The 23,509-nt window shown below is 62.7% G+C and carries 22 protein-coding genes; 8 read left to right on the top strand and 14 right to left on the bottom strand.

Annotated elements, in window-relative coordinates; genetic code table 11:
• Positions 1-11 precede the first annotated feature (11 nt).
• The 6 genes from ACODSV_RS20130 to ACODSV_RS20105 all read left to right on the top strand — a co-directional run bounded on the left by ACODSV_RS20130 (position 12) and on the right by ACODSV_RS20105 (position 4,857).
• Positions 12-785 (top strand): LamB/YcsF family protein, encoded by a 774-nt coding sequence (locus ACODSV_RS20130; protein WP_150054777.1) that lies wholly within the window; start codon positions 12-14, stop codon positions 783-785.
• Positions 786-899: 114 nt separating this feature from the next.
• A complete protein-coding gene (locus ACODSV_RS20125; protein ID WP_102624624.1) occupies positions 900-1,652 on the top strand; it encodes an SDR family oxidoreductase in 753 nt (250 codons plus the stop codon).
• A 110-nt stretch (positions 1,653-1,762) separates the two neighbouring features.
• Positions 1,763-2,464 (top strand): amino acid ABC transporter permease, encoded by a 702-nt coding sequence (locus ACODSV_RS20120; RefSeq protein WP_069075711.1) that lies wholly within the window; start codon positions 1,763-1,765, stop codon positions 2,462-2,464.
• Positions 2,465-2,470: 6 nt separating this feature from the next.
• Positions 2,471-3,214 (top strand): amino acid ABC transporter permease, encoded by a 744-nt coding sequence (locus ACODSV_RS20115; protein ID WP_069075712.1) that lies wholly within the window; start codon positions 2,471-2,473, stop codon positions 3,212-3,214.
• A gap of 23 nt (positions 3,215-3,237) precedes the next feature.
• Positions 3,238-3,966 carry an amino acid ABC transporter ATP-binding protein gene (locus tag ACODSV_RS20110; protein ID WP_172831380.1) on the top strand — a complete coding sequence of 243 codons (729 nt, stop codon included), beginning with the start codon at positions 3,238-3,240 and terminating at the stop codon, positions 3,964-3,966.
• Between the two features lie 57 nt (positions 3,967-4,023).
• The gene (locus ACODSV_RS20105) at positions 4,024-4,857 is read left to right on the top strand and encodes an ABC transporter substrate-binding protein (protein ID WP_150054775.1); all 834 of its coding nucleotides are present in this window, start codon (positions 4,024-4,026) and stop codon (positions 4,855-4,857) included.
• 152 nt (positions 4,858-5,009) lie between these two features.
• Here the strand turns inward: ACODSV_RS20105 and ACODSV_RS20100 are convergent, their stop codons facing one another.
• Positions 5,010-5,249 carry a hypothetical protein gene (locus ACODSV_RS20100; RefSeq protein WP_069075715.1) on the bottom strand — a complete coding sequence of 80 codons (240 nt, stop codon included), beginning with the start codon at positions 5,247-5,249 and terminating at the stop codon, positions 5,010-5,012.
• 196 nt (positions 5,250-5,445) lie between these two features.
• On the opposite strand from ACODSV_RS20100, the gene ACODSV_RS20095 reads away from it, so the two are divergent.
• The gene (locus ACODSV_RS20095; protein WP_024074709.1) at positions 5,446-6,144 is read left to right on the top strand and encodes a glycosyltransferase family 2 protein; all 699 of its coding nucleotides are present in this window, start codon (positions 5,446-5,448) and stop codon (positions 6,142-6,144) included.
• Here the strand turns inward: ACODSV_RS20095 and ACODSV_RS20090 are convergent.
• On the bottom strand, positions 6,134-7,003 hold the full coding sequence (locus ACODSV_RS20090; protein WP_150054776.1) for an isocitrate lyase/PEP mutase family protein: 870 nt from the start codon (positions 7,001-7,003) through the stop codon (positions 6,134-6,136). The genes ACODSV_RS20095 and ACODSV_RS20090 overlap by 11 nt on opposite strands.
• 432 nt (positions 7,004-7,435) lie before the next feature.
• Here ACODSV_RS20090 and ACODSV_RS20085 point away from each other — a divergent pair, with 432 nt between their 5' ends.
• On the top strand, positions 7,436-8,212 hold the full coding sequence (locus tag ACODSV_RS20085; RefSeq protein WP_069075658.1) for an ABC transporter substrate-binding protein: 777 nt from the start codon (positions 7,436-7,438) through the stop codon (positions 8,210-8,212).
• 315 nt (positions 8,213-8,527) lie between these two features.
• Here ACODSV_RS20085 and ACODSV_RS20080 read toward each other — a convergent pair whose 3' ends face one another.
• The 12 genes from ACODSV_RS20080 to ACODSV_RS20025 form a co-directional block, all read right to left on the bottom strand.
• Positions 8,528-9,154: a helix-turn-helix transcriptional regulator gene (locus ACODSV_RS20080; protein WP_024074712.1), complete on the bottom strand. Its 627-nt coding sequence runs from the start codon at positions 9,152-9,154 to the stop codon at positions 8,528-8,530.
• Positions 9,154-10,287 carry an NAD(P)/FAD-dependent oxidoreductase gene (locus ACODSV_RS20075; protein ID WP_150054891.1) on the bottom strand — a complete coding sequence of 378 codons (1,134 nt, stop codon included), beginning with the start codon at positions 10,285-10,287 and terminating at the stop codon, positions 9,154-9,156. The genes ACODSV_RS20080 and ACODSV_RS20075 overlap by 1 nt, the downstream gene beginning before the upstream one ends.
• 22 nt (positions 10,288-10,309) lie before the next feature.
• Positions 10,310-11,257, bottom strand: a complete 948-nt coding sequence (locus tag ACODSV_RS20070) for an ornithine cyclodeaminase family protein (RefSeq protein WP_024074714.1) — start codon at positions 11,255-11,257, stop codon at positions 10,310-10,312.
• 79 nt (positions 11,258-11,336) lie between these two features.
• Positions 11,337-12,389, bottom strand: coding sequence for an SMP-30/gluconolactonase/LRE family protein (locus ACODSV_RS20065; protein WP_150054890.1), 1,053 nt, complete (start codon positions 12,387-12,389; stop codon positions 11,337-11,339).
• Between the two features lie 12 nt (positions 12,390-12,401).
• Positions 12,402-14,210: a hypothetical protein gene (locus ACODSV_RS20060; protein WP_150054889.1), complete on the bottom strand. Its 1,809-nt coding sequence runs from the start codon at positions 14,208-14,210 to the stop codon at positions 12,402-12,404.
• 3 nt (positions 14,211-14,213) lie between these two features.
• Complete coding sequence (locus ACODSV_RS20055; RefSeq protein ID WP_150054888.1) at positions 14,214-15,470, bottom strand: hypothetical protein; 1,257 nt, start codon at positions 15,468-15,470, stop codon at positions 14,214-14,216.
• Positions 15,471-15,489: 19 nt separating this feature from the next.
• Positions 15,490-16,413, bottom strand: coding sequence for a hypothetical protein (locus ACODSV_RS20050; RefSeq protein ID WP_150054887.1), 924 nt, complete (start codon positions 16,411-16,413; stop codon positions 15,490-15,492).
• A gap of 58 nt (positions 16,414-16,471) precedes the next feature.
• Positions 16,472-18,829 (bottom strand): hypothetical protein, encoded by a 2,358-nt coding sequence (locus ACODSV_RS20045; RefSeq protein ID WP_150054886.1) that lies wholly within the window; start codon positions 18,827-18,829, stop codon positions 16,472-16,474.
• 10 nt (positions 18,830-18,839) lie between these two features.
• Entirely contained in the window at positions 18,840-19,979 is a 1,140-nt protein-coding gene (locus tag ACODSV_RS20040; protein WP_150095151.1) for a hypothetical protein, read from the bottom strand.
• Positions 19,958-21,394 (bottom strand): alkaline phosphatase family protein, encoded by a 1,437-nt coding sequence (locus ACODSV_RS20035; RefSeq protein ID WP_150054884.1) that lies wholly within the window; start codon positions 21,392-21,394, stop codon positions 19,958-19,960. The genes ACODSV_RS20040 and ACODSV_RS20035 overlap by 22 nt, the downstream gene beginning before the upstream one ends.
• A complete protein-coding gene (gene eboE / locus ACODSV_RS20030; RefSeq protein WP_150054883.1) occupies positions 21,384-22,604 on the bottom strand; it encodes a metabolite traffic protein EboE in 1,221 nt (406 codons plus the stop codon). Before eboE ends, ACODSV_RS20035 begins: the two co-directional genes overlap by 11 nt.
• Positions 22,601-23,485: a TatD family hydrolase gene (locus ACODSV_RS20025; protein WP_024074723.1), complete on the bottom strand. Its 885-nt coding sequence runs from the start codon at positions 23,483-23,485 to the stop codon at positions 22,601-22,603. Before ACODSV_RS20025 ends, eboE begins: the two co-directional genes overlap by 4 nt.
• Positions 23,486-23,509 lie beyond the last annotated feature (24 nt).

The raw sequence follows: 23,509 nt of genomic DNA, 5'->3' as shown, positions 1-23,509 counted from the left end.
GAGGGCTGGTGATGAAGATCGATTTGAATGCGGACCTGGGAGAGGGCTTCGGGCCTTGGCGCATGGGCGAGGATGGGGCATTGATGAGCCTGATTTCCTCGGCCAACGTGGCCTGCGGTTTCCATGCCGGTGACCCGCTGATCATGGACACCACGGTGCGCCAGGCCAAGGCTGGCGGCATCGACCTCGGTGCGCATGTGGGTTTCCCCGACCTGATGGGCTTCGGTCGGCGGCAGATGAACATCGAGCTCAAGGAACTGACCACCTACGTGATCTACCAACTTGGTGCGCTGGCCGGGATGGCGGCGGTCAATGGCCACCGCATGACGCACATGAGCTTTCACGGCGCGCTCGGCAACCGGGTTGCGGCCGATGCGGCGCTGGCCGGGCCGTTGGTACGGGCCGTGGCGGCGTTCGACCCGACGCTGATCATCAGTTCCTCCAGCAGCCGCGCCATCGAAGACGCCGCCGAACACTGCGGGCTGCGCGTGGCCACGACCTTCCTGGCCGACCGGGCCTATGACGATGACTGCCTGCTGGTGCCGCGCGCTGTGGCCGGGTCCGTGATCAAGGAGCCGGCGGCGGTCTTGCAACGGGTTCGCCAATTGCTGGAGGAGGGCACCGTGACCAGCCTCAATGGCAAGCGGATCGCGGTGCCGGCCCATTCGATCCTGCTGCACGGCGATACCCCCGGCGCAGTGGAACTGGCGCGCACCATACGGCGTGAAATCGAACAGGCAGGTGGTTGCATCACGCCGATTTCGCAGCTGCTGGCGGCGTCATAAGCAGGGCTTATTGCCACACAGCCATTCCGTCTTGGTCGCCGACGCCCAGGCTGGATAGAGTCAAAGACATCGCGATCACGGGAGTGATCAGCACACGTACATGAGGACACCGACATGCCATTTTCAGACTACCAAACCGCGTTGGTCACCGGCGCTTCTTCCGGGATTGGCGCCGCTGTGGTCGAACGCCTGTGCCAGGAAGGCGTGCAGGTACATGCCCTGGCCCGCAGTGCCGACAAGCTCGAAGCTCTCGCCGCCAGGACCGGCTGCATCGCCCACGCCATCGACGTCACTGACCTGGCCGGGCTGACCCGTTTGTTCGCCACCCAACGCTTCGACATCCTGGTCAACAATGCCGGTGTCGATAAACCAGGCTCGATCCTCAAGGCCGACGCCGACGGCATCGACCTGCTGATCGACGTCAACCTGCGCGCGGTGCTGCACCTGGCGCGCCTGGCGTTGCCGGGGATGGTCGAGCGCGATTGCGGGCACATCATCAACATCAGCTCGATTGCCGCAGCCTACAACTTTGGCGGCAACTCGACATACCACGCGACCAAAGCGGCGGTGAGCATGCTCTCGCGCCAGTTGCGCATCGATGCGTTCGGCAAGCGCGTGCGGGTCACCGAGATCTGCCCCGGCCGCGTTGCCACCGACATCTTTGCCCATGTGCACGGCGATTCCGAAGAGACCTACAAACGCTTTGTCGAGGGCTTCGAATTGCCGCTGGCCAAGGATATTGCCGACGCCATTGCCTTTGCGATCGCTGCGCCGATCGCGGTGAACATCGGCCACATGGAAATCACCCCGACCTTGCAAGTACCGGGCGGGCTCTCCACCGCACGGCCCCAAGACTACCTGGGCTGAAACCCGCCCGTTAAAAACAGAACGGACCTATCCGTCGTCGCGTCACTCCACCACGGCCACGCCGGGTGTTTTTCAGTTCTGCCCTAGCCCAATGCCGATAGGGATTGACCATGAAGCATGACTTCGATTTGGCCGCGATTCTGCAAGGCGAGTACGCCGAGCTGATCGTCAAGGGCATCGAAATGACCTTGCAGCTGGCGGTGTTCGCCTGGCTGCTGGCGATGGTCCTGGCGCTGTTGCTGGTGACCGTGCGCCTGACTGGCCACGCGCTGGCCGACCGCCTGGTGGCGGGGTACGTGTCGTATCACCGCAATGTGCCGACCCTGGTGCAACTGATGTTGTGGTACTTCGGCGTGCCGACCTTGCTCAATGAGTCCACGCAACTGTGGCTGGCCAACCACAACACCGAATACCTGTTCTCGGTGATCGCCCTGGGGCTGTGCCAGGCCGCGTATTTCTGTGAAGACATCCGCAGTGGCCTGCGTGCGATTCCCGCCGGGCAGACAGAAGCTTCCAGGGCCCTGGGCCTGGGCTACGTGCGCTCGATGCGCTACGTCATCCTGCCCCAAGGCGTGCGCAACTGCCTGCCGTCGTTGATCAACCACACGGTGCTGCTGTTCAAGAACACCAGCCTGGCCATGGCCATCGGCGTGATGGAACTGACCTACGCCACCCGCGAAGTGGAGAACTACACGTTCCGTACCTTCGAGTCGTACCTGGTGGCCACGCTGTTTTACCTGGTGTTTTCCCTGCTGCTGATGGGCGCCGGAGCATTGCTTGCCCGGCACTTCAGCAAAGCCCTGGCGAGGTAGACGGCGATGTTCGATATCTTCTCGATCGTGCAGCAAAACTGGACGCTATTCCTCATCGGCCAGTACCCCCACGGCCCCTTGGGCGGGCTGGCGAGCACCCTGATCCTGGCGGCGCTGGCGCTGTTGCTGGCGTTCCCGTTCGGCCTGTTGCTGGCGCTGGCGCGGGTCTCGCCATGGAAAGGCCTGCGCCTGGTCGCCACGGTGTGGGTCTACGTGTTGCGCGGCATTCCACTGCTGATGGTGATCTTCTGGACTTACTTCCTGGTGCCCTTGTTGATCGGGCATAACATCACCGGGTTCATGACCATGCTGTGCACCCTGGTGATCTACCAGAGCGCCTACCTGTGCGAAATCATTCGTGGCGGCATCCAGGCGCTGCCGGCCGGGCAGTACGAAGCCTCCCGCGCCCTGGGCCTGGGCTATGTGCGCACCACGGTGTGGGTGATCCTGCCACAGGCGCTGTACAACGCGCTGCCCAGCCTGATCAGCCAGTTCATCTCGATCATCAAGGAAACCTCCCTGGGCTATGTGATCAACGTCCAGGAAGTGACCTTCGCCGCCAACCAGGTCAACAACCAACTGCTGACCAAGCCGTTCCAGGTGTTTTTCATCCTGGCGATCATCTACTACCTGCTCTGTTTCGGCCTGACCCACCTGGCCGGTTGGGTCGAGCGCCGCATCGCGCGCAAGCGCCTGGGCAATGGCGGGCAAACCGTGTCGAGCGGGCCGTTGCTGGCCACTGATAATTGAAGAGGGCTGCGTCCATGCATCCAATGATCATGTTTTCGAAAATCAATAAATGGTACGGCGAGTACCAGGCGCTCACCGACATCACCGCCGAGGTTCAGCCTGGGGAAGTGGTGGTGCTGTGTGGCCCCTCGGGTTCGGGCAAGTCGACCTTGATTCGCACGGTCAATCGCCTGGAAGACATCCAGAACGGCCAGATCCTGTTCGATGGCCAGGACGTGCATGGCACCGACGCGCAGATCAACCGCCTGCGCAGCCGGGTCGGCTTTGTGTTCCAGAGCTTCAACCTGTTTCCGCACCTTTCGGTGCTGGAAAACATCACCCTCGCACCGAACAAGCTGCGCAACCTCAAGGGCGCGGCGGCCAAGCAAAAAGCCATGGAGTTGCTCGACCGTGTTGGCCTGGCCCACAAGGCTGGGGCGTATCCGGCACAGCTCTCCGGCGGCCAGCAGCAGCGCGTGGCGATTGCTCGCGCGCTGGCCATGGAACCACCGGTGATGCTGTTCGACGAGCCCACCAGCGCCCTCGACCCGGAAATGGTCGGTGAAGTGTTGAATGTGATGAAGGGCCTGGCCAAGGACGGCATGACCATGATGTGCGTGACCCACGAGATGAACTTCGCCCGTGAAGTCGCCGACACCATCTGGTTCATGGACGCCGGTCAGATTCTGGAAAAGAGCAAGCCCGAAGCGTTTTTCGTGCAGCCCTCGCACCCGCGAGCCCAACGTTTTATCGCCGACCTGCGGGCCCACTGAGCCGCGGCGGCTTTGCGTCCTCTGCCATTTCGATTGACCACGTTCAGGAGTTTTTCCATGGGTATGAAGCATCTGTTTATTGCACTGGCCTTGGCCCCTTTGGCTGTCGCGGTGGCGCAGGCCGACCAATTGAGCGACATCATGGCCAAGAAGTCGTTGAGCTGCGGCGTGTACGCCGACGTGCCACCGTTCTCCGCACCCGACCCGACAACCCGCGAACTGGTGGGCATGGACGTCGATCTGTGCAAGGCATTGGCCAAGACCATGGGCGTGGCGCTGGAGCTCAAGCCGCTGTCCGTGGAAGCGCGGATCCCGGAAGTGAAGATGGGGCGTGTCGACGTGATTTTCGCCAACCTGGCCTACACCAAGACCCGCGCCGAACAGATCCAGTTCAGCGACCCGTACTACATCGCCAAGGAAACCCTGGTGGTGCGCGCGGCCAACGCCGACCAGCCGAAAAGCTTCTTCAAGGACAAGCGCATCAGCTCCACCAAGGGGTCCACGTCCGAGCAGTCGATCCGCATCGCCGGCGCCACGCCGGTCACGTTCCAGGACACCGGTTCGGCCTACATGGCCCTGCAACAGAACAAGGTAGTGGGGCTGGTGACCAACACCATGACCGCGCTCAAACTGGTCAACCAGGCCAAGGCCAGTGGTGTCGAGTTGGCGTTGGCCAAGGAGCCGATGGCCCTCGAGCCGATTGGCGCCGGCATGCGCCGCGACGAACCGGCCTTCCTGGCCAAGGTCAACGCATCGCTGATGGCAATGGAGAAAGCTGGAGAGATCGACGCGATCTGGGATCGCTGGATCGGGCCGAACACGGAGTACAAGATGGTGCGTGAAGAAAAGGTGCAAAGCCTGAGCGCACTGAAATTCGACCCGCTGCCGTAGGCGCAACTCCGGCGATCAAACGCCGCAGCAGTGGGCCCCGCTGCTGCTGGAGGTTTCATCGCCTGCCAGTACATTACCACCGCTTCGCTGACGTTCGCCGGCTCCCACAGGGCGCCGGTAGTGTTTGATCAATCCCTGGGCCGGCGCGTCGATCAAGTGCGCATCGCGCGCCTGATTCGCATCCACTCTCGATAGGCGGCGGTACGCTGGGCATCAGCGATTTGCTTGGCTTGGACAAAGTGCGCCCAGGTCGTCGAGTCGCCGTTGTAGGACTCGATAAGTGCGTAAGCCTTGGCCTCCAGGCGATCGGCTTCGAAGAACATTGCGGTGTTCTCGGCGATGGTGTCATCCCAGGTCTGTGTTGCCGTGTCGCTAAGCGCATGTCCATTCATTGTGTGACTCCTTGCGTTTATTGGAAGCCTCCTGAGGCCCCTGAACTCAATGAGTTTGAGTGCTCAAGAAGATTCAAAAAAAATCCCTGACCATTCGATGAACGAGCGGGCACGCCCTGCGCGCAAGATTATTTAAACCTTCTCACTGAGCGACAGGTCGATAGCTGGAGATACTTCGCCAGGTGAGGGAACGTCAATGATAGGGGTTGTGATACCTGCCCATAACGAAGAACGGCATATCAGCGAGTGCCTTGCTTCTGTGCGACTTGCCAGTGAGCATCCGGCGTTGCGGGGCCAGCGGGTTGAGATACTGGTGGTGCTGGACGCCTGCTCGGACGGCACGGTCGAGCAGGTGGCGGCGCGCGGGGCGAGCATGCTCGAGGTGTGCTTTCAGAACGTCGGCAAGGCCAGGGCCGTGGGCGCTGAGCACTTGCTGGAGGCGGGTGTGCAATGGCTTGCCTTCACGGATGCGGACACACGGGTGCCCTGTGATTGGCTGGTGCGCCAGATCGAATGTGGCGCTGACGCGGTGTGTGGCACCGTCGAAGTGGACAGTTGGAGCGAGCATGATGAAAGCGTGCGCTCGCGCTACCTGGAGCTGTACCAATTCATCGAAAACCATCGCCACATCCACGGTGCAAACCTGGGCCTGAGTGCCGATGCCTACCGCAACGCCGGTGGCTTTCAACACCTGGTCACTCATGAAGACGTGCGGCTTGTGGCCGACCTTGAGCGGACCGGCGCGCGAATCGCCTGGACCGCCACCAACCCGGTGATCACCAGCGCGCGCCGCGACTACAAGTGCCGTGGCGGCTTTGGCGAATACCTGATGTCCATGCTTGCGCCCCACGGCCCGGAGTTGCCTGCCGGCGGCCCGCCGCTGGTTACTCTTTGACGTCCATGAATTCCTTGGCCCATGCCACATAGCTTTCCGGCAGGGTGTAGGTATGCGTCAGCTCCGTGGCGCTCAGGTTCGAGGTGCTGTGGGTCAGCTGACGCTGGGCGCGCAGGCTGTCGTAGGTCGCCTTGATCGACGCAAAGTAGGCGCCATGGCCGGCCACGATCACGCGCACACCCAAGCGGGCCAGGCGCTCGGCGTCATTGAGCTTGGGGTTGCCATAGGTCACCAGCATCAACGGTACCGTGAGGTTTTCCGCGATTTTCTCCAGGTGCTCGAAGTCGCTGATACCCACCATGCAGATGCCGTCGGCACCGGCTTTTTCGTAGGCCTTGGTACGTTCAATCACGGCTTCGGTGGGCAGCACGCCGGCGTTGGTTCGCGCGATGATCGACAGCTCGGGGTCGACCCGGGCTTCGAGGGCGGCCTTGACCTTGCCGATACCTTCCTCGACGGAAATCAGGTCGGTCGATTTGCGCCCGAATTGCGCCGGCAGCAGGGTGTCTTCAATGGTCAACGCCGCGACGCCGGCACGTTCCAATTCTTCGACGGTGCGCATCACGTTCAAGGCGTTGCCGTAGCCGTGGTCGGCGTCTGCGATGAACGGTAACTGGGCGACACGGCCGATGCGGGTGGCCTGTTCGACGAATTCGCTCAGGGTGATCAACGCAAAGTCGGGCGCCGCCAGTACCTGCAACGAGGCGACGGAGCCGCCGAGGATACCGACTTCGAAACCCAGGTCCGCCGCGATTCGCGCGGACATCGGATCGAAAACAGATGCTGTCTCCACGCATTTTTGTGCGTCGAGCAGTTCACGGAAATTACGACGAAGAGCGGAGTGGGACATTTTTGGCATGATCTATCCTGGTGCTGGTCATCGTCGAAGTACGATCAATGCCTATTCATAAACCAGCGAGACTACCACGCGCCAAAATACAGAGTCATGACGTTTGAGAATAGGGTATGCGCCACGCACATACTGATGCACCGTTATAAAGCACGCCTGTTTTCCTGATGCCTGTCAGGCCCCTGCACTGCGCCCCGAAAGAGCGCACCGCGCTTTTTTCACTGATGATTTTTTGCCTGCCCCTGCGATGCTTCGCGACCTTGTCATGGGCGCGTGGGCGGTCGTGTGATGCCTGGAAATGGATGGCGATGAAGTGTTTGCGTGTGGATTGACGTGAAATACACAAAAGTCCATTATGGAATTATAAGTACAAAAAATGCTCGCCGGCGTCACCTTTTCTTCACTCTTGCCAAACCAACAACAACTTGCGAGAACACGATCATGAAGAAGCGCTCCCTTATCACCGCCCTGGCCCTGAGCCTGCTCGCTTCCAGCCATGTGCTGGGCGCCGAGAAAACCCTGCGCATTGGCATCGAGGCGGCTTACCCGCCGTTTGCCTCGAAGACCGAGGACGGCAAGATCGTCGGGTTCGACTACGACATCGGCAATGCGCTGTGCGCGCAGATGAAAGCCAAATGCGTGTGGGTTGAAGGCGAGTTCGACGGGCTGATTCCGTCGCTGAAAGTGAAGAAGATCGACATGGCCTTGTCGTCCATGACCATCAACGAGGACCGTAAGAAGTCGGTGGATTTCAGCCACAAGTATTACTTCACCTCATCGCGCCTGGTGATGAAGCAGGGCGCGGTGGTGGATGACCAGTACGCCAGCCTCAAGGGCAAGACGGTCGGCGTGCAACGCGCCACCACCACCGATCGTTATGCCACCGAGGTGTTTGAACCGCAGGGCATCAACGTCAAGCGCTACGGCAATAATGAAGAAATCTACATGGACCTGGCGGCAGGGCGCCTGGACGCGATCTTTGCCGACACCATCCCCCTGAGCGACTTCCTGTCCATGCCGCGCGGTCAGGGCTACGCCTTTGTCGGCCCGGAGCTCAAGGACCCGAAATACGTGGGCGAGGGTGCCGGGATCGCAGTGCGCAAGGGCAATACTGCGTTGGTCAGCGAGTTGAATGCGGCCATCGATGGCATTCGTGCCAGTGGCGAGTACCAGAAGATTTCCCAGCACTATTTCAAGTCGGATATCTACGGCGATTGAGCGTCTTAGGCGGGCAAAATGCGGGAGCAAGCTTGCTCCCGATAACCATAGGCATCTACACAACTTCTCCGCCCCTGACCAATCTCCCTGTGGCCAGCGAGCTTACTGTGGCGAGCGGGCTTGTGGCGAGCGGGCTTGTCCCGCGTTGGGCTGCGAAGCAGCCCCAGACAAGAAAAACGCGGTATATCAGACACCCTGTAGAGGCTGATTTTAGGGCTGCTACGCAGCCCAACGCGGGACAAGCCCGCTCGCCACAGTAAGCCCGCTCCACAGCAAGCCAGCCCGATCACCACACCAGCGCTATTTTCCGGGCGTTCAGCCCTTGAGTTCCTTCAAGTGCTTGTAGACCGTCGCCCGCCCCATCCCCAATACATTGGCCACATAGTTCGAGGCGCTCTTGCCCTTGAAGGCGCCTTCGGCATGCAGCGCCAGTACCAGCTCGCGCTTATGATCTCGGGTCAGCAGGTTCAGGCTCAATTGGCGTTCGCGCATCCACGCATGCAGGAAGGTGTTGATGCGTTCCTGCCAGTCATCGCGAAACAGCGAATCCGGTTGCGGGATCAGCTTGCTCGGTGACAGGAACAGGTCGAGCGCGGCCTTGGCATTTTCAAACAGCGAGATATTCAGGTTGATGCACAGCACCGCCAGCGGGCGACCTTTGTGGTCGTGCAGCACGGTGCTCAGGCTGCGAATTTTCTGGCCGTCCCAGTTGAGCTTTTCGTAGGGACCGATATTCACTTCGCGCACATCGTCGGACAGCATGTCTTCCAGCGCCGAGTCGTCGCCAATGGCGCGTTTCGACAGGTTGTTGGCGATGTAGTCGACCTTTTGCGTGCGCAAGTCGTGCAGCACGGCCTCGGCATGGGGAAAGAACAGCGTGGCGATCGCATCGGCGATCGCACGGAAGTTCTGCAGGACCTTGTCTTGTTCAGCGGTGTTCATCAATGGGGCTCCAGGCGCTCGGGGGAGAGCATACCAGCGTCCAGGCCGAACCGCGCCAGTGGCTCCGGCAACGCCGCGCCGCGCACCAGGGCCGCGCTGGCCTGGCCCATGGCGGGCGAGGTCTGGATGCCATAACCGCCTTGCGCCGCGACCCAGAACAGGCCGGGCACCCGAGGATCGAAGCCGGACAGCAAGTCACCGTCGTGCACAAAACTGCGCAGGCCGGCCCAGGTGCGGGTCGGGCGTCGGATGGTCAGGGTGGTGGCTTCTTCGATCTGGTAGATCCCCATGGCGATGTCCAGCTCTTCGGGCTGGATGTCCTGGGGTTCCACCGGGTCGGCGTTGGCCGGTGAGCCGAGGAACATGCCGGCGTCGGGTTTCATGTAGAAGGCTTCGTCGAGCGCAACCAGCATCGGCCAGGCGTGGCTGTCCACGCCCTCGGGGCCGGCGAAGATAAACGCTGAACGGCGCTTGGGTTGCAGGCCGATGGAAGCCGCACCGGCCAACCCGCCGATATGGTCGGCCCAGGCCCCGGCGGCGTTGATGATAATTGGCGCGGTGAAGGTTTCCTGTTGGGTTTGTACGTGCCACAGGCCGTCGGCGTCACGGCTCAGGCCCAGCACGTGGTGGTCGGTTCGCACCTCGCCCTGGTGGCGGCGGATACCGCGCAGGTAGCCCTGGTGCAGGGCGTCGGTGTCGATATCGCTGGCGGTCGGGTCATAGATCGCCCCGTGGACTTTTTCGCGACGCAGGATCGGCAGCCGCGCGCAGGCTTGGTCGGCACTCAGCTGTTCGACCTGCGGCACGGTGGCCTTGGCGCTGAGGTATTGGCGGTTCAACTCGGCCGGGTCGCCGATGAAGTCCACCGTCATCTCGCCCCGTGGCGTCAGCAGCGGGTGCTCGCAGAACCCGGCGGGCGGATTGTCGAAAAACTCACGGCTGGCCAGGGTCAGCGCCCGTACTTGCGGGGTGCCGTAGGCGGCGGAGTAGAGCGCTGCCGAACGCCCGGTGGAGTGATAGGCCGGGTGCGATTCACGTTCCAGCACCAGCACTTTGCCGTGGGGCGCCAGCCAGAAACCCGTGGAAGCGCCGGCGATGCCGCCACCGATGATGATGAAGTCTGCGTGGCTCATGCTCGTCTCCTGATAGGTGGGGTCAGCGCTGCAACTGATAGAGCGCATTGGCCAGTGCGATGTCTTCCAGGCCCAACCCGATAGAGCGGAAGAATACGTGGCGGTCATTGTTCGGGCGCTGCGCCATTTCCGTCAGCAGCTCGGGCAGGTCGCCCATGACGGCGCTGGCGTCCCAGCCGTGCTGTTCGCTGGCGATCAGCATGTCGCCCGCAGCGCCGGGTGTGGTCTGGCGGTAGTCGCAGAATACCTGCATGTCGTTAAGGGCGTGGGGCGGTACTTCATGGGCGCGAGGGGCGTTGGTGCTGATCGAGGTGATCAGTGCCGGTTTGCTCAAGCGCGCCGGGTCGAGCACCGGGCCGGCCGATGAGGTGCAGAGCAGGATCACGTCGGCATCCTCCACCGCGGCTGCGCAACTGCTGGCGATGACCAGGCGCGGATCGAGGCTGCCGAGCTGCGCGAGGGTCGTGGGGGAGGCGTTGGCCAGGCTTGGCGAAAACAGGCTGATGTGCTGCCAGTCGCGCAGGTTCTGCACGTAGCGCAGGTGCGCCTGGGCGACTTTGCCGCTGCCGATGATTGCCAGGCGCCGTACCGCCAATGGCGCCAGTGCCTCCACCGCCAGGGCCGTGGTGGCGGCGGTGCGAGCGGTGGTCAACTCACCGGCATCACACAGCAGCAACGGTTGGCCGGTGTGCATCGACATCAACAGCGTCCATGCGGTCACCAGCGGCCCTTGCTCGCGCACGATGTAGGGCGAGGTCTTGACCCCGTACACCCCGTCTTCGGCCAGCACGCCCAGGTAGTTGATAAAGTCGCCGGCGCCCTGGGGAAACTCCACCCGTTGTTGTGCGGGCTGCACCGCCTGCCCGGCGGCGAGGTCGTGAAACAACTTGCGCAGGATCTGCGGTACATCGACTTGAGCGAGTAACTCGCGGGCCTGGGCCTGGTTGATCACATAAGGCGTGCTGGACATGGGTTTGCTCCGCATTAAACTATTTTGTCCATTATGGACTTTTAGTTATGCGGAGCAATATCCCGGTGAAAAAAAGCTGTCAGGCCAGTTGCACCCGCCGCAGCCGGCCGCTCAGTGCCACCACGCTGTTATCCGGCGCCGGTATCGGCCGCCCCGTCAGCCCCATGCCTTCACTGATCACCACCGCATCCTGGACCCGGCACAGGTTGGACGGCGTATCCAGCCCGCGCGCCAGTACGGCGACTTGCCCGGTGTCCAGGTTGCAGCTCAACAGCCGCCCGCTGAAGCGGGTGAAGCCGCCGTGGAGGACGGCACCGTTCCAGTCCGGCGGCAAGGGTTGTTGCAGGTGGCTGCACAATTCCAGCACCAGCAGGTTGCCGTCCGGGCACCACGCCAACCCGGTGGGCAGTTGCAGCCCGTCAATCAGCACCTCGATCCGACCGCTGGCCGGGTGTACCCGAATCACCTGGCCGGCCCTGTCGGCAAAGTCGATGCCCTGGCGCGTCGGGTCGCCCCGCAATTCACCGGAGAACAGGCTGATCAGCACCGCGTCGGTCTGCGGTTCGTAGACCAGGGTCACCGGTACGGCCTCCTGGCCTTGTTCCAGTTCGGGCAGTTGCACCCGCACCTGCTCGTCCTGGCCGTCGCTGAACTCCACCAGTTGGTTGGTATCGGGCTTGACCGCCAGCCAACTGCGTCGGGTTGGGTGCCAGCACAGCGCATTCAGGTTGCCACGGCTGTGGAACACCGGTTCGGGCGGGCTGTATTGCAGGTCCAGCAACTTGGAGCCACTGACATAGTCGGTCTGGCTGACCATGCAGTGCCCGTCACCGCAGGCGATGTCTGACAGGCCCATGATTTCATCGCGCAGCATGCGTGCCTGCATGTTCATCGCGCGAAACCCTTGGGCAAGGCATTCACCGGGCAGGTAGGCGCCGGGTCGTTGCGGGTCTGGTTGCAGCAGGCTGATACGCCCGCTGAAGGGTTGGTCCGCCAGGCCCGAACCGGCCTCGGCCAGTAACAGGCTGCCATCGGCCCGCAGGCAGACGCCGCGCGGGTTGAGCAGCCCCTCGGCGATCAGTGTGCTGGGGCGCAGGGTTTCGTCGGGGTGGGCGGGGATATGCCAGGTCATGGGATCGCTCTCCTATTGGGGTGGCTGCCACGGTTCGCCGGTGAGATAGGCGCGCAACAGGGCGCGTTGGCAGGGCGACATCGAGCGCACCACCGGCATGAACAACGTGGTGCCTTTGTAGGTGTCGGCGGTGCGGGCGAGGATCGCGTTCTTGGCGCCCATCACCGCATCCGGTTGGTTCAATGCCACATAGCGCGACATGGCCGGGAAGGCCAGGTAGTGAAAGCGCAGGACATTTGGGTACATGAGTTCCCAGGTAATGGCTGTGCCCTTGGGAATGCCGAAGTCGGTCTGGGCGTACTTGCGGAAATTGGTGAAGTAGCCGCTGCTGTCAAGGCCATTGGCGGTGCAGGTCAAGGCGGCGAAACCCGCCTGGGCCGCGGTGCCGGGCTTGACGCTGACCGGTACGCTGACAGCCAGTTGCCCGGCCTTCACCGTCAGCGTGGTGGGGACATCGAGGAAGTCGTAGTTTTGCGGGTCGGTGTAGAGCGCCGGAGGCGTGACCGTCAGGCCGATATCGGTGGTGTCGGGCACCGGGCCACCCAGATAGCGGACCTGCAAGGTGATCGACAGGCCATCGGGGTAGTCCTCCAGGTAGACATTGCGCTGATCACCGTACACCCGGTAGGTCGATTCGATCGCGTTCAGCGTGGTCCCGGCCACCGTGCCCGGTGCGGTGATGGACAAGGGCGAGACCTGGGTCGCCTGTTGTTGGCTGGGGCTCAGGGGCACGTCGACGATACCGCCATACACGTAGTAGTCGACCAACGGGCTGCTGGTGGGGTCGAGGGTGGTCAGCAGGGTGGTGCCGGCGCTGATACTGACGGTGCCGTAATTGGCGTTCGGCCCGATCGCGCTGGTGATGTCGTCCCTGACCGCCCGGAAGGTTTCCTTGGGGATGACGTTCACCATGTCCAGGCTCAGCAGGCCATTGCTGGCCAACTCGGCATAGGCTGCATTGGACGTGCACTGGTTGACCAACTGCCGCCCCGGCTGGCAGGTCAGCGGCTCGTCGGCGAATGCCGGGGCCAGGGTGCCGATGACCCGGCCAATACTGGGGTTGGGCGTGTATTGGCCCAAGGCGTAATCGGCGTTCAGTTGTTCGGTGGTCATCAAGGGGCACATCTCGAACATCACGAAACGCAGCACGATGCCCGTCGCGCCCGGTGCCTGGATGATCGATTGCAGGCCAGGGCTGCTGGTGTTCCAGCTGACGATACTGCTCAGCGGGAAGGTCAGCTGGAACGTGCCACTGGCGTGGAACGAGCCCGGTGCGTCCATGGTGCCCGGCAGCAGCACGCGGCCCTGCACGTCGAAACTGCTGCACACGGTATCGCAGTGGATCAGCAATTGGACGTTGTCGCTGGCGCCGATCTGCAGGCCACCGACGAAGATCTGGGTGGTGGTGGACGCCGTCGGGTCCAGGTCCACCATCATCGGCCCGGAGTGAGGACCCTGGCCGGTCACCGGGTCTACCGAACCGAGCAGGTAGACCGCCTGGCCCACCAGGTCGCCGGTGGTGCTGATGCTGCCCGGGCTGCCTTGGGAACTGATCAAGGCGTCCTGGGTTTCCACCAGGTGCTGCCCGTAGTGGTTCCAGCCGCCGAGGGTGTAGCGTGTTCCGCCGGGGGTATTGAGCATGTCGTTCAACTGGTCGTCGCTGAAAGCCTCGGCTTGCGGCGCCAGGGTCGAGGTGGCCAGGTCAAACACCGGCCAGCTGTGTTCCGTGCCTTGGGGCAGGCATGGGGTGTTGTTCGACACGCTGACATCCGTGCTGATGCCGCCCCAGAAATTCAGGCGAGGTCCATTCAGAATACTCATGGTCTATTCCTTTTCCTTGGACGGGCGGGTACCCGGGGCATTGGCGAATTTGAACAGGTAGGAGAAATCGGAGGTGAACAGGCTCTTGGCCGGTGTGGCCATGGAGTGGCACGTCATGCAACTGCTGTTGGGCTGGATGTAGCTTTCCATGGTCACGTTGGCCGACAGCGCGGGCGTTGGCGTGCCCAAGGGGTTGCTCGGGTCGTTCGGCCGCAGCGGGCGCTGGGTGGTGATCAGTTGGTAGTACTTGAGCACGCTGTTTTGCAGGCCCGGCTCGGCGCGGTAGCGTTTGTTGACGTCGTCGGTCAGCGCGGCAATCGGGGTGAACCGGCTCAGCGGGTCGGGCGTCTGGAACGTGGTGCCCGGCAGCGGTACGCAGACCAGTTGGGCGCCCTGGGGCTGCCAGGTGCAGGGCGACTGGTTGACGTGGGCGGCGCTGGGGTTGAAGTAGCTGTAGGGCGGGCTGGTGGTCGCATTGGACGGCACGTTGTCGATCTGCTCGAACGTCGACCAGACCCACTGCGGGTAGCCGGCCGGCTTGGTGATGATGTGCAGGCCCACCAGCCCCAGGTACGCCTGCTGGGTACCGATGCGCTGGCCCTGCTCGTTGAACGTGGCAACCTGCGCCAGTTGGGTCAGGTAGCGGCTGGCATTGTCAGTGGGGGTCAGGATGCGCCAGCTGGATTTGATCTCGATGACCCCGTTGGGGAACTGGATGTTGTTGGCCTTGGACACCACATCGGCGTTGTAGAAGCGGTTGGCGACGATGTAGTTGTAGGAGGTCTCGTTGGCCGCGATGTCGTAGTAGGTCGGGTTGCCGGCCTGGTCGATCAGCCAGCCGCCGACGGCCTGGTCAATAAAGGTCTCCTGTCGCGTGTTTTTCAACGCGGCAATGTTGATGATGCCCAGGGTTCTGGCCGCCAGCGGGGTGTTCCATGGGCCAGGGTCGGCCGCATTCGGCAAGAAAATTTCCTCGACGGTCTTGTAGGTCTGCCACACGGTATAGCCCGCATCGCCGGGCTGTTGACTGCAATTGGGCGTGCCGCGTTGGCCGTCCTGGGCCGGCCAGTTCAAAGCGATGAACATCTGCCAGCTGTATTGATCGAACTGGTCCTGGCTGGCGGTGGCGACCGGTGCACTGCTGGGCGGCTGGCAGTTGAGTGGGGTGGCCAGCGCCGACGCCGCAGGCGTTTCCCTGGCCAGCGCCGGCGGGCTGGCCAGGCCGATGACTATCACGGCACAACAAACGAGGCTTTTCATGGCGATCCTTCCTTGGGGGTCAGGGTTTGCGCTGCATCAGCTGGTTCCACTGCGCCTTATGCCCGTTACTCTGCGCCGCCGGCGGCTCGAACAGTTGGCAAGGCGGCGGGTTCGACGGGCACATGGCGGCCACTTGTGCCCAGGTCTGGGCCGGGTCGGGGCGGGCGATGCGAAAGTTCGTGTAGTTCTGGCTCACGATGGGCGCATTGGCCACGGTGGTGTCCCCCGAAAAGAAGAACGACTGCGGCGAGCGGTAGGGCGGTTGTCCCGTCGACACTTTGTTGAAGGCATAGCCGAACAGGATCGGCCCGGCAGGTGAGTCGAGATCCAGCGCATAGGCCTGCACACGGCCGCCCAGGTTTTTGCTGCGCTCGGCGCTGTAGGGCAGGTGCTCGATAAAATCCTGGCGCGGCGGATGATTCAGCGGCGAAAACATGCAGCAGGCCGGCATGTCTTTGGGGCGGTCCTGCGGGTAGGTGAGGAAGTACGCCTTGTTGCCCAGGGACACGAAGGTGCAGGTGTAGTGGTTGTCCTTGATCGGGAAGATCGGCAGGCAGTACTGCTCGTAGTGCTCCATCATCGCGCCAAAGCCGTCGCCATCCGGCGGGATGTAGGTGGTGTCGTAGTAGCTGGTGCCCCTGGACACGGTGTAGTCCGCCGGGGTCAGGGTCGAGGGCGGGTTGCTGTAGGGCGGCGGGTTTTTCTCGTAGTTGTGCATCACCCGGTACATCGTCCAGTCGCTGATCCAGTACGCCGGGAAAAACGGGTCGGTAGGGTCGCTCGGGGCTCGTTTGGCGATGCAATTACCATTCTGCGCGTTGCACCCTGCGTTGTTGTGTACCCCATTGGTGAAGTACACGGCGCCGCTGTCTTGCCCGCCAAACGCCGCGGGGCTGAGCAGCAGCAGGAGCAGAAACAGTCGACTCAAGAGGCTGGTGTTCATATGACACTCCTTTGAAGTCCGGGTGACAGGTGCGTCACCCGGTGGTCCTGTCCGAGGCTTACGAGTAGTCGCTCATACTGAGCGGGACGGGTGGGTAATTGCGCTTCACCAGGGCCTGCGCCCACAGCTCCAGCACGGCGCGCCGGCTTTGCGGCATGTCGCGGGTGATGGGCATCGCCAGGGTGCTTTCCTCCTGGTACTCCTTGCTGATCAACACAATCAGCTGGTCGACGGCACCTTCGATGCGCGTCAGGGAATTGAGCGGCATGTACTTGCTCATGATCGGGTACAGGTAATAGAACGGTTGCAGGATGAAGGGGTAGATAAAGCTCTCCCAGATCAGTTGGCCGGCGTCTTCACGCTGGTAGACCTGGTTCCATGCGTTGACAAAGTCCTGCTGCATCTGCGGCTCCAGCGGCAACACGCGCAGTGGCGCGAGGAAGTCGGTGAAGGCCTGGTTGAGCGGGAAACTGAACGGGATCACCGGTGCCTGCTGGCCTTCCTGCACAAAGAAACGCAGGGTCGGAAAGCCAGGGGCCTGGGCGGTGACCGTCAGGTTGGCAATGCCGTTGGCGTCGGTCTGGATCTGGGTCACGCTGTACTGCACCGTGTTGCTGAGCGGGTCTTGCAACGTGCCTTGCCGGGGGATCGGGTTGGCGAACGACAGGCACGGGCTGAGGGCGACCGAGGCGGGTGTCGGCAGGAATTGCTGGTAGGTCACCGGCACCGTTTGATCGTCTGATTCGACGATCCGCGTGGCCATGAGCTGGCGACCGGTGCCCTCGGTGACTTCGGCGAGCAGTGTCGACGTGCCGTTGAATTGCGGGAGGTTGGCGCTGTTCTTGATCGGGTTTTGCGGGTCGTTGTTGAACAGCGTGAAGTCGGCCGCGTTGCTGAACGCCAGGTAGTAATCGGTGGTGCACAGCATGTAGGCATTGCTGTACTCCGCCACCCATAACACGGTCCCGGCCGGCGCTGGCAGGCCATCGTATTGCACCATGATCTGCAATGTCTTGGTGTCGCCCACGTCGATGAAGCTGGCGCTCTGCACCACTTCGGCTGTCCACATTTGCTGGGTGGCGGCGGGGGGCGTGGTGGCGCCTTGCAGTTGCAGTTCCAGCGTGCCGGTTTGCAGCTGCGCCTGGGCCTGGGCGGTGAGGGGCAGGTCGAGGATACCCGCACGTTGGTCGAACGCCGCCTGCTGGTAATCGTCATAGCCGAAGCTGGCCAACGGGCTGAATTGCTCGCCCTGACGGATACCGATCTGGTAGTTGCCGGCCTGGAACTTGGCCGCCACCGGGATGGGCGCGGTCTTGTCGACCGGGTAGAACGGAAAGGCGTTGCCCAGGTCCAGCGACAACGTATCGCCATGGGCCTGCGCCGAGATCACGCCGAGCTTGGCCGAGGTGGTTTGCGTGGGTGAGGTGATCGGCACCGGGTTGGCCGGGATCAGGCGCCGACCGGCCGGGGCGGTGGGGAATTCACCGTCCAGCCACAGGCCCAGGGTGCCGACCGTGCGGCTGTAGGCCGGGTTGAAGAAAATATCACCGACGTTATCCAGCCCTTGTTGATACATCGCCGTCACCTTGGCCAGGGCTTCGGGGCTGGAGGAGTGGGTGTCGATGGGTGGGTAGTTATTGAAAATACCGTTCCTGTCGTAGCACGTCAGGTAGGTGGAAAAGCGAAACATCAGCCCCTTGGCTTTTTGTTGTTCCATCTGCGCCTGCAGGTTTTGCAGCAAGGCCGAGTTGCCGATGACCCAGGCCAGGTTCTCTTTCGGGAAACAGGTCTGCCAGGTGGTGGTGACGTAGCTCAGCCCGCCAAGGTTGGCCCAGTTGAAGTTCAGGAAGCGGTCGAGCATGCGGTGCTCGCGCTTGAGCGTCAGGCCACATTGGTCGGTGCCCAGCACCAGTTTGTCGAAGTACAGCGCAGTGAAGGTGTTCTGCCAGGGGCTCACGTCGACAAAGCGCGCCGGTGTGGGCGCGTTGCTGCCAAACGGGTTGCCGAGCAATTGGAAGCTCTGGTTGATCAGCGGGTCCTGGCTCACATACCCCCCGGTGGGCAACTCGCCGCCGGTGACCACGGACTGGATCTGGTTGTAGCTCACGGTGCCGCAGGCGTTGTCCCCGAACAGGTTCCATTCGCCGGGGATCATCGGCGTGGTCAACTGCGAGGCGTTGCCCGGTACTTGCAGGACATAGCCGGGGATCTGGCTGTGTGGCAGTGGCGCGATCGTCCACGGCAGCAAGGTGCTGGCGGCGTTCTGCGGGGTGACGTTGAAGCTGTCCAGGAACCGCCAGTTCATCTGCATCTTCACCGCATCGTAGAGCGGGTACATGTCGTTGTTGTTAGCGGTCGGCGGGTTCCAGAACAGATGGCCGCCCAGGTAGATACGCGGGAAATTCAATACGCTCATGTCAGGCTCCTTAGCGTTGCCACTGGGCGCGTTTGAGCGACCAGACAAAGTCCAGTTTGTGGTAACCGACAAAGTCGGTGGCCGGCAGTAGGGCGGTGGGGTACACGATGCCGCCCTGTTCCTTGAGGGCGAAATTGAAGTAGCCCTGTTTCGCCGAGTACGCGGCTGTAGCGTGGCAGGCGAAACACGACGATTGGCTCTGGAAGGCCGACTCCAGCTGGGAATTGGCGAGCAGGGTGGGCGTGGTGTTGGACTGCACGCCAATCAACTCGTACTGCGCCAGTTCGGCGTACTGGGCCTGGAAGAGCGTGTTGACCGGCTGTGCCGCCGGTGTCGGCCCGGTGCTGTTGGTCATCGGCGTGGGCGGCACCGCATTGGTCACGGTGTACTGGCTGTTGTGGCGGTTTTCGAAGGTGGTCCAGACCCAGTCGGGGTTCAGCTTGTTGATCACATGCAAGCCGCTCAAGGCGGCATAGCCCACCTGGTACTGTTCACCTTGCTGGTAGTAGGCCTGGGCGATGTAGTAGCCATCGTTGGCCAGTTGCTGCTGGTAGCTGGGGTTGTTGCCGATCCACAGCCACGCGGCTTTCAGTTCCCAGGCGGTGGCGGGGAAGTTGAGATCGCTGGTCAAGGCGGCCTGGCCGTTCACGTTGTAGACCTTCTGCTGCACGATGTAGTCGAACGTGTCCGCGCCCATCAACAGCTGGAAGCGCACCGCCTGGCCTTGCTGGTCCTTGGGGACCTGGCCGCCCATTTCCAGGATCAGCCCGTCCACCTGCTGCGTGGCATTGAGGTTGTGAAAGGTGCGACTGAGGTTCATGCCCAGCGCCTTGGCCTGTTGCAGCACGGCGTCTGGCGGCGGCGTATTTTGGTTGTACGGCTGGGGCGGGGCGCCGTTGGCCAGGTACACCTGGTCCGAGGGTTTCAGGGTTTCCCAGACCCGGTCGGGGCTCTGCGCGCTGGCGGGCTGGTTCAGGCAGGCAAACCAGTTCCAGGCCAGGGTGTCCGGGCTTTGCACAAAGGCCGCCCGGGTCTTGTCGAGGTTGCCTCCAAATTGCAGGAAGTTGCTGCAATCGAAGGGGTTGGTGTCCTGTGCCTGGGCCAACCCGGCCAATGCACTGAGGACCGTTATAGAGAAGGCTCGCCGCATGAAAGCTCCTTGGCAATGGCCAGTTCGGTGTGTGGGCGCCCCAGGAAGTGTTCCAGGAGCAGTTGCTTCACTGCCGTCGCCGCAAGCTGCTGCGGTATCGGCAGATCACAATTGGTGATCAGCAGGGGGCCGGTCTGCACGCTGGTCGGTAGGCGCCCGTGGCTGCCGCGGACCAGGGAGGTGTCCAGCGGGATCAGGTCCATGTAGTAGCGAAAGCCGAGCTTTTTTTGCAGCAGGCGGCGCGCCACTTTCAGCATGGGGAACCGAATCGCCGGGTCGATAAACAGCTCGACCGGGTCGTAGCCAGGCTTGCGATGGATGTCCACGGTGCGGGCAAAGTCGGGGGCCTTGCGGTCGTCGAACCAGTAGTAGTAATCAAACCAGCTGCCGGCGGCGGCCACGGCCACCAGCTCGCCGCTGCGCGGGTGATCCAGTTGCCAGGCGCGTTGCTCGGTTTTGTCCAGCACTAGCTCGATGCCAGGCTGGCGCTGCAACAGGGCTTTGACTCGAGGGATGTCCTGCGCCTGCTTCACGTAGACATGCGCAACCTGATGATCAGCCACCGCGAAGGCCGCGCTGGCGCCGGGGTCGAGCAGCTCCCAGCTCAGGGATTGGCGCACCTGCAACCAGCCTTCGGTGCGCAATACACGGTTGATCGACACCGATTGCTCGACGGCCTCGATGCCATATTCCGACAGCAGCATCACCGCGGCGCCCTGCACCTTGGCGAAGGCCAGCAGCCGGCCGACTTCACGGTCGATGGCCCGCACTTCGTCGGCGATCGACGGGTGATCCGGGCCCAGGCGCTGCAAGCTGTAGTCGAGATGGGGCAGGTAGACCAATTGCAGGTGGGGACGGTTGATCTGGAACTCGGCAATGGCGCAATCGACGATCCAGCGGCTCGACGCGATGCCGGCCGCCGGGCCCCAGAACCCGGGAAACGGGAACTCGCCAATCTGCTGTTCGATCTGTTCATGCAGCCCGGGCGGTGACGAGTACAGGCCGAACTGTTTACGCCCGTCCGCCGGGTAATGCGGGCGCGGGGTGATGGCGGCGTCCACGTCGGCGTACATGTTGTACCACCAGAACAATTGGCTGCAGCGAAAAGCCGGGAACTCGCGCTTGAGCGTGTGCCAGACCTTTTCGCCCTGGACCAGCGCATTGGGTTGCAGCCAGAAGCGCACTTCGGCCTGGTCGCGAAAGTACCAGCCATTGCCGACGATACCGTGTTGCGACGGCGGTGCCCCGGTCAGGATCGACGCCTGTACCGTCGACGTCACCGCCGGGAACACCGGTTGCAGGTGGGCCAGCTTGGCAGTCTTGAGCAGGGCATTGATCTGCGGCGTGGCTTCGCCCAACAACGAGGGCGTCAAGCCCACCACATTGATCAACAGCAGCGGTTGCTCAGAGGGCATGGGCGTAGGCCTCCCGGACCGCAGAGTGCAACAGGTTGCGCTGGCGCAGTTGGTCTTCGACCCAGCGCAGTTCAGCGGCGATGCCCTCCAGTTGCGCCGGCTCGGTGGCCGGGCGCAGTTGGGCGGGCAACACGCCCCAGCTGTAGGTCTCGACTTCCAGCACCGGCCGACAGTCCACATGGCCCGCCAGGTAGTCGAAGGTCTGCGCCAGGGCGACCTGGCTGCCCGTCAGCTCCGGCAACAGCAGGTGTTCACTGAACAGCGGGATGTGGAAATGAATGCGCAGCTCCGTGAACTGCGCGCAGTCACTGAGGGCCGCGGGCAAGTCGGCCCAGGCAACCAGGCGACCTTGCGCATCGAGTGCCTTGACCTGATGCAGGTAGGTCGCCTCGGCAAAATGCCCCAGGGTCTTGAGCACGTGGTCGCGGCGCTGATCGCCTTGAGGCGGCAAGCGGCAAATCATCGCGTTGGACAGCTGGATCTTGCCCACCGGCACCCGCGCGTGGTGCAGCCGCGTCAACGACTCATAACAGTCTTCGAACATCACGGCCTGGTGGCATACATCAAAACACAGCGCCAGGTACTCATGGTGTGGGTCGAAGGTTTGCCGTTGCTGGAAGAAGGCGATGGCCTGCGCGGTGTTTTCCAGCACGCAGTCCGGTTCCATTTCCAGGCAGAACAGGATTTTCTTGCCGGTTTGCCGATGCAGCGCGGCGAGTGCGCGGGTGAGTTGGCTGAGGTGCGCATCGGCGCGTGCCTGCCTTGCTGGGGTCCAAGTGGCGGCGTAGCCCAGGGGCACCGTGGAAATCACCCCCTGCGCGCAATCGGCTGGCAAGGCCTGGGCGAGGATTCGCGCCAGGTCCAGGCTGTACGCCAGGCGTTGTGGGTCGGCCCAGTCGGGCAGGTACACCTCGGCTTTCACCGCGCCCTGATGGAATTCGCCATAGGGGAAGCCGTTCAGCGAGGTCAGGCGCAGGCCGCTGTGTTGCAGCAATTGCAGGAACGACTCACGCGCCGACGCCTGTTGCAGTTCGGCCGCCGCGCGCGCGCAAATCCACAAGCCGCTGTCCTGTTCGTCGAGCCCGCGCAAGCGCCGCACGCCCTGGAAGTGCCGCGCGATCGAGGCCCGCAGCCCGGCGAGGTCACGGGTGGGGTGGACGTTGCTGCAGTAGCCGACCTGGGGGGCTGTCCAGCCGCTGACGGCGTTCATTTGATCACCGGGTCCTGGCCGCGCAGGGCCGAGTTTTCCTGCCATTGCTTGCGCTGGTCGATGGGCAGCGGGGTGCTGACGAGGGCCTTGTCCAGTTGCCCGCTTTGGGCAAAGAAGTCCACCGGGTTATGGAACAGCACCTGTTCGACCTGGGCCTGGGTGAACCCGGCCGCCAGCATCGCTTCGCCGGTCTTGGGCACTTTCAGCGGGTCGCTGATGCCCCAGTCGGCAGCGCTGTTGACCACCATTTTTTCGGTGCCGTATTCCTGGAGCAGGGCGACCATGCGCTGCTCGGACATCTTGGTATTGGGGTAGATGGAGTGCCCGCGCCAACAGTCGCTGTCCAGTACCAGCGGCAAGGTCAGCTCGTTGAGGTGGTCAATGATGACCAGGTGTTCGGCAATCCCCACCTCACGGATTACCGCCAGGGTGCGTTTAGTGCCGCCGATCTTGTCGCGGTGCGGTGTATGCACCAGTACCGGCAGGTTGAATTGCTTGGCCAGCTCCAGCTGCGCGGCGAGAAAGCGATCCTCTTCGGGGGTGATGTCGTCATAGCCGATTTCGCCGACGGCCACTACGCCGTCCTTGACCAGGTAGCGCGGCAAAATCCCCAGCACTTCATTGGCGATCGACAGGTCATTGGCCTCCTTGGGGTTCAGGCCGATGGTGCAGAAATGGTGGATGCCGAACATGCTGGCGCGAAAGCGCTCCCAGCCCAGCAGGGTGTCGAAGTAGTCGACGAAACTGCCGACACTGGTGCGCGCCTGGCCCTGCCAGAAGGCCGGCTCGATCACCCCGGTGATCCCGGCGGCGGCCATGTTCTGGTAGTCGTCGGTGGTGCGGCTGACCATATGAATGTGCGGGTCGAAATACTTGAGCATGGTGGATCCTCGTCAAGGGAAAAG

The organism is Pseudomonas sp. FG86 (genome assembly GCF_057808775.1).
Note: the sequence above shows the minus strand (reverse complement) of the source record. Positions and strands in the feature narration are given on the sequence as shown.

Coding starts and splice junctions, on each gene's coding strand:
- ACODSV_RS20130 (WP_150054777.1), top strand. CDS start 12: ATGAAGATCGATTTGAATGCGGACCTGGGAGAGGGCTTCGGGCCTTGG.
- ACODSV_RS20125 (WP_102624624.1), top strand. CDS start 900: ATGCCATTTTCAGACTACCAAACCGCGTTGGTCACCGGCGCTTCTTCC.
- ACODSV_RS20120 (WP_069075711.1), top strand. CDS start 1,763: ATGAAGCATGACTTCGATTTGGCCGCGATTCTGCAAGGCGAGTACGCC.
- ACODSV_RS20115 (WP_069075712.1), top strand. CDS start 2,471: ATGTTCGATATCTTCTCGATCGTGCAGCAAAACTGGACGCTATTCCTC.
- ACODSV_RS20110 (WP_172831380.1), top strand. CDS start 3,238: ATGATCATGTTTTCGAAAATCAATAAATGGTACGGCGAGTACCAGGCG.
- ACODSV_RS20105 (WP_150054775.1), top strand. CDS start 4,024: ATGGGTATGAAGCATCTGTTTATTGCACTGGCCTTGGCCCCTTTGGCT.
- ACODSV_RS20100 (WP_069075715.1), bottom strand. CDS start 5,249: ATGAATGGACATGCGCTTAGCGACACGGCAACACAGACCTGGGATGAC.
- ACODSV_RS20095 (WP_024074709.1), top strand. CDS start 5,446: ATGATAGGGGTTGTGATACCTGCCCATAACGAAGAACGGCATATCAGC.
- ACODSV_RS20090 (WP_150054776.1), bottom strand. CDS start 7,003: ATGCCAAAAATGTCCCACTCCGCTCTTCGTCGTAATTTCCGTGAACTG.
- ACODSV_RS20085 (WP_069075658.1), top strand. CDS start 7,436: ATGAAGAAGCGCTCCCTTATCACCGCCCTGGCCCTGAGCCTGCTCGCT.
- ACODSV_RS20080 (WP_024074712.1), bottom strand. CDS start 9,154: ATGAACACCGCTGAACAAGACAAGGTCCTGCAGAACTTCCGTGCGATC.
- ACODSV_RS20075 (WP_150054891.1), bottom strand. CDS start 10,287: ATGAGCCACGCAGACTTCATCATCATCGGTGGCGGCATCGCCGGCGCT.
- ACODSV_RS20070 (WP_024074714.1), bottom strand. CDS start 11,257: ATGTCCAGCACGCCTTATGTGATCAACCAGGCCCAGGCCCGCGAGTTA.
- ACODSV_RS20065 (WP_150054890.1), bottom strand. CDS start 12,389: ATGACCTGGCATATCCCCGCCCACCCCGACGAAACCCTGCGCCCCAGC.
- ACODSV_RS20060 (WP_150054889.1), bottom strand. CDS start 14,210: ATGAGTATTCTGAATGGACCTCGCCTGAATTTCTGGGGCGGCATCAGC.
- ACODSV_RS20055 (WP_150054888.1), bottom strand. CDS start 15,470: ATGAAAAGCCTCGTTTGTTGTGCCGTGATAGTCATCGGCCTGGCCAGC.
- ACODSV_RS20050 (WP_150054887.1), bottom strand. CDS start 16,413: ATGAACACCAGCCTCTTGAGTCGACTGTTTCTGCTCCTGCTGCTGCTC.
- ACODSV_RS20045 (WP_150054886.1), bottom strand. CDS start 18,829: ATGAGCGTATTGAATTTCCCGCGTATCTACCTGGGCGGCCATCTGTTC.
- ACODSV_RS20040 (WP_150095151.1), bottom strand. CDS start 19,979: ATGCGGCGAGCCTTCTCTATAACGGTCCTCAGTGCATTGGCCGGGTTG.
- ACODSV_RS20035 (WP_150054884.1), bottom strand. CDS start 21,394: ATGCCCTCTGAGCAACCGCTGCTGTTGATCAATGTGGTGGGCTTGACG.
- eboE (WP_150054883.1), bottom strand. CDS start 22,604: ATGAACGCCGTCAGCGGCTGGACAGCCCCCCAGGTCGGCTACTGCAGC.
- ACODSV_RS20025 (WP_024074723.1), bottom strand. CDS start 23,485: ATGCTCAAGTATTTCGACCCGCACATTCATATGGTCAGCCGCACCACC.